Origin of the sequence: Mariniflexile ostreae (assembly GCF_042427585.1) — a bacterium.
Classification (GTDB): domain Bacteria; phylum Bacteroidota; class Bacteroidia; order Flavobacteriales; family Flavobacteriaceae; genus Pseudalgibacter; species Pseudalgibacter ostreae.
Genome location: NZ_JBHMFC010000086.1, coordinates 75,755 through 82,893 on the forward strand (window position 1 = coordinate 75,755; position 7,139 = coordinate 82,893).

6 protein-coding genes are annotated in these 7,139 nt (G+C 37.1%); all 6 read left to right on the forward strand.

Annotated features, from left to right (window positions below):
* Window positions 1-56: 56 nt before the first annotated feature.
* The 6 genes from ACFFU9_RS13255 to ACFFU9_RS13280 all read left to right on the forward strand — a co-directional run bounded on the left by ACFFU9_RS13255 (window position 57) and on the right by ACFFU9_RS13280 (window position 6,961).
* The gene (locus tag ACFFU9_RS13255; protein WP_379861959.1) at window positions 57-956 is read left to right on the forward strand and encodes a DUF72 domain-containing protein; all 900 of its coding nucleotides are present in this window, start codon (window positions 57-59) and stop codon (window positions 954-956) included.
* Window positions 957-1,184: 228 nt separating this feature from the next.
* Window positions 1,185-2,579: a 3-isopropylmalate dehydratase large subunit gene (leuC, locus tag ACFFU9_RS13260; protein WP_379861960.1), complete on the forward strand. Its 1,395-nt coding sequence runs from the start codon at window positions 1,185-1,187 to the stop codon at window positions 2,577-2,579.
* Between the two features lie 51 nt (window positions 2,580-2,630).
* A complete protein-coding gene (gene leuD, locus ACFFU9_RS13265; RefSeq protein ID WP_379861961.1) occupies window positions 2,631-3,227 on the forward strand; it encodes a 3-isopropylmalate dehydratase small subunit in 597 nt (198 codons plus the stop codon).
* Window positions 3,228-4,754 (forward strand): hydroxymethylglutaryl-CoA lyase-like TIM-barrel protein, encoded by a 1,527-nt coding sequence (locus tag ACFFU9_RS13270; protein WP_379861962.1) that lies wholly within the window; start codon window positions 3,228-3,230, stop codon window positions 4,752-4,754.
* 204 nt (window positions 4,755-4,958) lie between these two features.
* The gene (gene leuB, locus ACFFU9_RS13275) at window positions 4,959-6,017 is read left to right on the forward strand and encodes a 3-isopropylmalate dehydrogenase (protein ID WP_379861963.1); all 1,059 of its coding nucleotides are present in this window, start codon (window positions 4,959-4,961) and stop codon (window positions 6,015-6,017) included.
* A gap of 182 nt (window positions 6,018-6,199) precedes the next feature.
* Entirely contained in the window at window positions 6,200-6,961 is a 762-nt protein-coding gene (locus ACFFU9_RS13280; RefSeq protein WP_379861964.1) for a hypothetical protein, read from the forward strand.
* Window positions 6,962-7,139 lie beyond the last annotated feature (178 nt).

The window sequence follows — 7,139 nt, forward strand, 5'->3', positions numbered from 1 at the left end:
TAGCTATGGCATGATAGAAAAACTTGTTATTTTTAATTCTTAATTTTTTAATAAACATGAAATTCGGAAGCGTTAAAACCCCTCAACATATGGATCTTAGCTTACCCCCAGACCATAGAGGCACCAAAAAAGTCTTAGCGAATTTAAAAGATGAAAACCTTGATAACAAAGCTCTTAAAATTTACGTAGGAAGGGCAAAATGGAACAGAACCGATTTAAAAGGGTTTTATCCAAAAGGCACAAAAGATGAATTAGCTTATTATGCATCACAATTTAATGCTCTTGAGTTTAATGCGCCTTTTTATCGTATTTTTTCTGCGGAACAGTTTGCGCTTTGGCACGACAAGACCCCTCGTGGTTTTAAGTTTTTTCCAAAATTAAATCAAGAAATTAGTCATTGGAGACGTTTAAACAATACCAAAGCTGTTGTCGATCACTATCTGTACAATGCGTCTAATTTAAAAGACAAGTTAGGCACGGTGTTTTTACAAATGCATGCTAATTTTGCTCCAAAGGATTTCGATAGCGTAGTAAGGTTTATTGAAGAATGGCCAAAAGCGATTCCCTTAGCAGTAGAGTTTAGGCATGGCGATTGGTTTCAAGACGAAGCTGTTTCGAAAGATTTATATCAACTTTTTGAAGCCCATCACATTGCCAATGGGATTGTAGACACCTTGGGAAGGCGTGATTTACTACATATGCGCCTTACAAACTCCACCGCATTTGTGCGTTTTGTCGGGGCCAACCATCCATCCGATTTTACGCGTTTAGACACTTGGATAGATCGTTTAAACCACTGGAAATTACAAGGAATTAAAGAAATTGATTTTTTTGTCCACCAACACATAGAAAGTGAGTCGCCATTGCTTTCGGCATATTTTATAAAAAAACTCAATCAAACCTTAGGTAGTAATTTAAAGATCCCCAATGAAAACGTACAAGAAACCCTATTTTAGAAGCTATGCCGATTAAAAAATGTTAACAATTAACACTATCCATTGAAAAAAAATCGGTATTCATCAATTCCGTTATCAATCTTATAAAAATACAAGCTTATAAGGCTTAACAACTATTAAATGATGATAAAAATAAGAGTTTTTCGTAAATTCGCATCTCTTTTGGAAACTCATGTTTTTGAGTCTAAAAACATTTACCAAAAAAATTTAAAATTAAATAGAATATTTATGAGTAAGACATTGTTTGATAAGGTGTGGGATTCACATGTTGTACGTAAAATTGAAGGAGGTCCTGATGTATTTTTTATAGACCGTCATTTTATTCACGAAGTTACAAGTCCTGTGGCTTTTCTTGGATTAAAAAGCAGAGGTTTAAAAGTGTTATACCCAGAGCGTACCTATGCTACTGCAGATCACAACACGCCAACTATCAACCAGCATTTACCTGTTGAAGATCCATTATCTGCACTTCAATTAAAAACTTTAGAAGATAATTCAGCCGAGTACGGTATTAGTCACTGGGGTTTAGGCCACAGAAAGAATGGTATTGTACACGTTATAGGACCTGAAAACGGTATTACTTTTCCTGGCGCTACTATTGTATGTGGAGATTCTCATACCTCTACACATGGTGCTTTTGGTGCTATTGCATTTGGTATTGGGACATCAGAAGTAGAAATGGTGCTTTCTACCCAGTGTATCATGCAAGCAAAACCTAAGAAAATGCGCATTAATGTAAATGGGCAATTAGGAAAAGGCGTAACGCCTAAAGATGTCGCATTATTTATTATTTCAAAATTATCCACTTCTGGTGCTACAGGATACTTTGTAGAATATGCTGGAGATGTTTTTAGAAACATGACTATGGAAGGCCGTATGACCGTGTGTAACCTTTCTATTGAAATGGGGGCGCGTGGTGGTATGATTGCACCAGATGAGACGACTTTTGCTTATTTAAAAGACAAACCATTATCTCCAAAAGGAGCAGATTGGGATAAGGCTTTAGAGCACTGGAAAACATTAAAAACAGAAGAAGGCGCTACTTTTGATAAAGAAGTTACCTTTAGTGCTAGTGAGATTGAACCGATGATTACCTACGGAACCAATCCAGGAATGGGTATGGGTATTTCTAAAAACATCCCTAATGCCGCAGATGTTGAAGGTGGTGTTGCAACCTATAAAAAGTCTTTGGACTATATGGGCTATGATGAAGATGAGGCTATGATCGGTAAAAAAATAGACTATGTCTTTTTAGGAAGTTGTACCAATGGTAGAATTGAAGATTTTAGAGCTTTTGCAACCATTGTAAAAGGAAGAAAGAAAGCAGATAATGTAACCGCTTGGTTAGTACCGGGGTCTCATGAAGTTGAAGACAAAATTAAAGAAGAAGGTATTTTAGATATTCTTACTGAAGCTGGTTTTGTTTTAAGACAACCTGGATGTTCGGCTTGTTTGGCAATGAACGACGATAAAGTTCCTGCTGGAAAGTATGCAGTAAGTACCTCTAACAGAAACTTTGAAGGCCGCCAAGGACCAGGTTCTAGAACCTTACTTGCCAGCCCACTTGTTGCAGCTGCTGCTGCAGTAACAGGAGTGGTAACCGACCCAAGAGACTTATTATAATCTTTGTGTTTTTTTAAAGAAATCAACGATTAAACATCAAAAAACAAAATAATGGCTTACGATAAATTCAATATATTAAAAAGTACTGCGGTGCCTTTACCGTTAGAAAATGTAGATACCGATCAAATAATTCCTGCCCGTTTCTTAAAAGCGACAAAGCGTGAAGGATTTGGCGATAACTTATTCCGAGATTGGAGATATAATAATGATAATTCTCCAAAAGAGGACTTCGTACTGAACAACCCTATTTATTCTGGAAAAATTCTAGTAGGAGGTAAGAACTTTGGTTCTGGTTCTTCTAGAGAACATGCAGCATGGGCGGTTTACGATTATGGTTTCCGTTGCGTGGTGTCTAGTTTTTTTGCAGATATCTTTAGAAACAACTGTTTAAATGTGGGGGTACTTCCGGTTCAGGTGAGTCCAGAATTTGCAGAAAAAATATTTGAGGAAATCTACAAAGACCCTAATACAGAACTTGAAGTAAAACTTGAAGAGCAAACCATCACGATACTTTCAACTGGCGATCAAGAATCTTTTGAAATCAACAGTTACAAAAAAGAAAACATGTTGAATGGTTTTGATGATATTGATTACCTTCAAAACATAAAAGGAGAAATCGAATCTTTTGCAAGTGGTCTATTAATGTAAATGGGTACGACTACAAGACGATTAGAAATTATGGATACGACATTGCGCGATGGTGAACAGACCTCGGGCGTGTCGTTTTCTGCTTCCGAAAAATTAACAATAGCCAAACTTTTATTAGAAGAGCTAAAGGTTGATCGCATTGAAATTGCATCGGCACGGGTGTCTGAAGGGGAGTTTGAAGCGGTAAGAGATGTTACCGATTGGGCTTCAGAGCATGATTATTTGAACAAAGTTGAAGTCTTAACCTTTATCGATAAGGGCGTTTCTATCGATTGGATGGTGAAAGCTGGGGCGAAAGTCCAAAACCTGCTTTCTAAAGGCTCTTTGAATCACTTAATGCATCAGCTTAAAAAGACATCAGAAGAGCATTTTAATGATATCTCAGAAAACATCATTTTAGCAACCCAACATGGTATTGAAACCAACATCTATTTAGAAGACTGGAGCAATGGCATGCGAAATTCAAAAGCTTATGTTTTTGAATTTTTAGATTTCTTAAGCACACAACCCATTAAGCGGGTTATGCTTCCTGATACCTTGGGTGTTTTAACACCAAAAGAGTCTTTCGAATTTTTAGCAGAAATAAAGACGAAATACCCGAATTTACATTTCGATTTTCATGCCCATAATGATTACGATTTGGGTGTTGCGAATGTTATGGAGGCTGTAAGAGCTGGAGCAAACGGCTTGCACCTTACTATAAACGGTATGGGCGAACGTGCCGGAAATGCTCCTATGGCCAGTACTATTGCTGCACTAAACGATTTTATGCCCCATATTAAAATTGGTGTAAATGAAAAAGTATTATATACCGTTAGCAAGTTAGTGGAGAATTTTTCTGGTGTTATGATTCCTGCCAACAAACCGATTATTGGTGCTAATGTATTTACGCAAACCGCTGGAATACATGCGGATGGGGATAATAAGAAGAACCTTTACTTTAGCGACCTATTGCCTGAGCGTTTTGGTAGGACCCGAAAATATGCCTTGGGGAAAGCTTCTGGAAAAGCCAATATCCAAAAGAATTTGCAGGAGTTAGGACTTCAATTGGATGATGACGATCTAAAAAAAGTAACCCAGCGTATTATCGAACTTGGTGATAAAAAGCAAGTGGTTACCAAAGAGGATTTACCTTACATTATATCGGACGTTTTAGATTACACCTACGAGGAAAAGGTTAAGGTTAATTCTTATGTACTAACACATGCCAAAGGCTTAAAACCCTCTACAACAGTTTCCATTACGATTAATGATGAAACTTTTGAAGAAAACTCTCAAGGAGATGGGCAGTTTGATGCTTTTATGAATGCGATAAGAAGTGTTTTTAGAAAAAAGAAAATGATCTTGCCCGATTTGATCGATTACGCGGTTAGAATACCTCCAGGTAGCCGTTCGGATGCGTTGTGTGAGACCATAATTACCTGGAAAAGTCCAGAAAAGAAATTTACAACACGTGGTTTAGATTCTGATCAAACGGTTTCGGCAATTAAAGCCACAGAGAAAATGCTAAATATTATTATTAATTAAATTTGAAGGCGAAAGGACCAATATCGCACGATTTGCGTTAGGGATTGAACGGCTTGTTTGAGCTCGCCGACCTTAGGAGGAAGCGAGTAGTGAAAGCCCGACCCAATTGCCCTGAGCGAAGACGAAGGGTAAAGCAGGGAAACGCCCAAGAAATAATAAGTATACAGAACATTTAAAATATTAAAGACTAAAAATTAAAAAAAAATGAAATTTAACATAGCCCTTTTAGCCGGAGATGGCATTGGACCAGAAGTAATCGATCAAGCCGTAAAAGTAAGTGATGCTGTTGCCAAGAAATTTGGACACGAGATTACATGGAAACCTGCATTAACAGGAGCTGCAGCTATTGATGCTGTTGGTGATCCTTACCCAGATGCTACACACGAGATCTGTAAAAATGCTGATGCTGTTTTGTTTGGCGCTATTGGCCATCCAAAATATGACAATGATCCTTCTGCACCGGTACGCCCAGAGCAAGGTTTGTTAAAAATGCGTAAAAAATTAGGCTTGTTTGCTAATGTAAGGCCAACCTTTACCTTTCCGTCTTTAATAGACAAATCTCCATTAAAAAGAGAGCGTATAGAAGGTACAGATTTGGTGTTTTTACGTGAATTGACCGGTGGTATTTATTTTGGTGAAAAAGGCAGAAGAGATGGCGGTGAAACGGCTTTCGATAACTGTGTGTACACCAGAGCAGAGGTACAGCGTTTAGCTAAAAAAGGTTTTGAATTGGCCATGACCCGTTCTAAAAAATTATGTTGTGTGGATAAAGCCAACGTTATGGAAACCTCTCGTTTATGGAGAGAGACGGTTCAGGCTATGGAAAAAGATTATCCAGAAGTAACGGTGTCTTATGAGTTTGTTGATGCTGTAGCCATGCGTTTGGTGCAGTGGCCAAATAGTTATGATGTATTGATTACGGAAAACTTATTTGGAGACATCTTAACGGATGAAGCTTCTGTTATATCAGGATCTATGGGCTTAATGCCATCGGCATCTATGGGTGCAGACATCGCTTTATTTGAACCGATCCATGGATCTTACCCACAAGCAACTGGTAAAAATATAGCCAATCCAATGGCAACGGTTTTATCTGCTGCCATGATGTTTGAAACAGCTTTTAACTTACCAGAAGAAGGCCAAGCTATTAGAGATGCTGTAAACAAAGCATTATCTGAAGGTATTGTAACCGAAGACTTGGCCGATAAGGGTAAAGCTTACGGAACAAAAGAAGTAGGGGACTGGTTAGCCGCCAATATCTAGAAAATAGCTTTTATAAATAAAAAACACCTGTTGGGCTTTAAACCTAACAGGTGTTTTTGTTTTAAGAATAAGATGTTGACAACTATTGCGTTCATGTTCCTAAAATAAGCATTGATATTTCTATTTTTGAACAAAGCACTTGGATGGCTCTCGGTGCCATTATAAATTAAAAGGAATAACACATGAAAAATAAAGTAATACATTTATTTAACGACCAGAACACTAACCCAAAAGGAGAGGTAGACTATTCAAAACTAATCGGTACTTTTTTAGCACATTTTAAAAAGGATTTTCCAGAAGACCTGCATATAGAAGATATTTCTGAATTTACCATTAATGCATGGAACTTGGCTAATATGAGTTTGATACTTTCTAGCGAGGAATTTGACAATATTTTAAGTTCTGATTCCGATGTAGGGCAGGACACTATTTTGTTAAAAAAGATGATAACACATAAGCTTTCTAATTTTAAAGCTTACGATCATTTTATTGTTGATTACCAAATTACAGAAGGTAACGACAACCTTAGTATTGATGTAGTTACCCAAACTAAAGAATTATATATCGATGCGCTGCAAAACTCGTTTGAAAACGACCTCTCTGAAAGTGATTTTACAGAGAATTATATAGACCGCAACGCTATTGTCCTAAAAGCGAAACAACCCTTTTTTAATTGGTTAAATGGGCTTTATCCTAATGAAGCACAGCATAGCTATTTAGATTTTTCAACCAACGTTTACTTGGTGGGTGATGAGGAAGACGATTTAGAGAAATGGCTTAAGAAGAAGTTTGATAAGTTATTTATAAAGGAGCTTAATCAATGGCATACAAATAAAAAAGATTGGCCTCAAAAAAGAACCTTTAAAATGTTTAAGGAATGGTTTGAGGTAAATCTGTCTGATATGGTTTACGATTTACAAGACGTGCCAGTACGTAAATTATAATACAGGACAAAAAAACGGGGCCGTCCATTACAAGATGATACGCCCCGTTTTTTTTAAAAGATTACAGCTTTAATAAGGCACTTTCAGAAGTAAATAATCACTTGCATATCAATCAAATAAGTTGTATTTTAGATAAAACAAAACCCCGATAACGAGCCGAACACTCAAAAAACGGGGT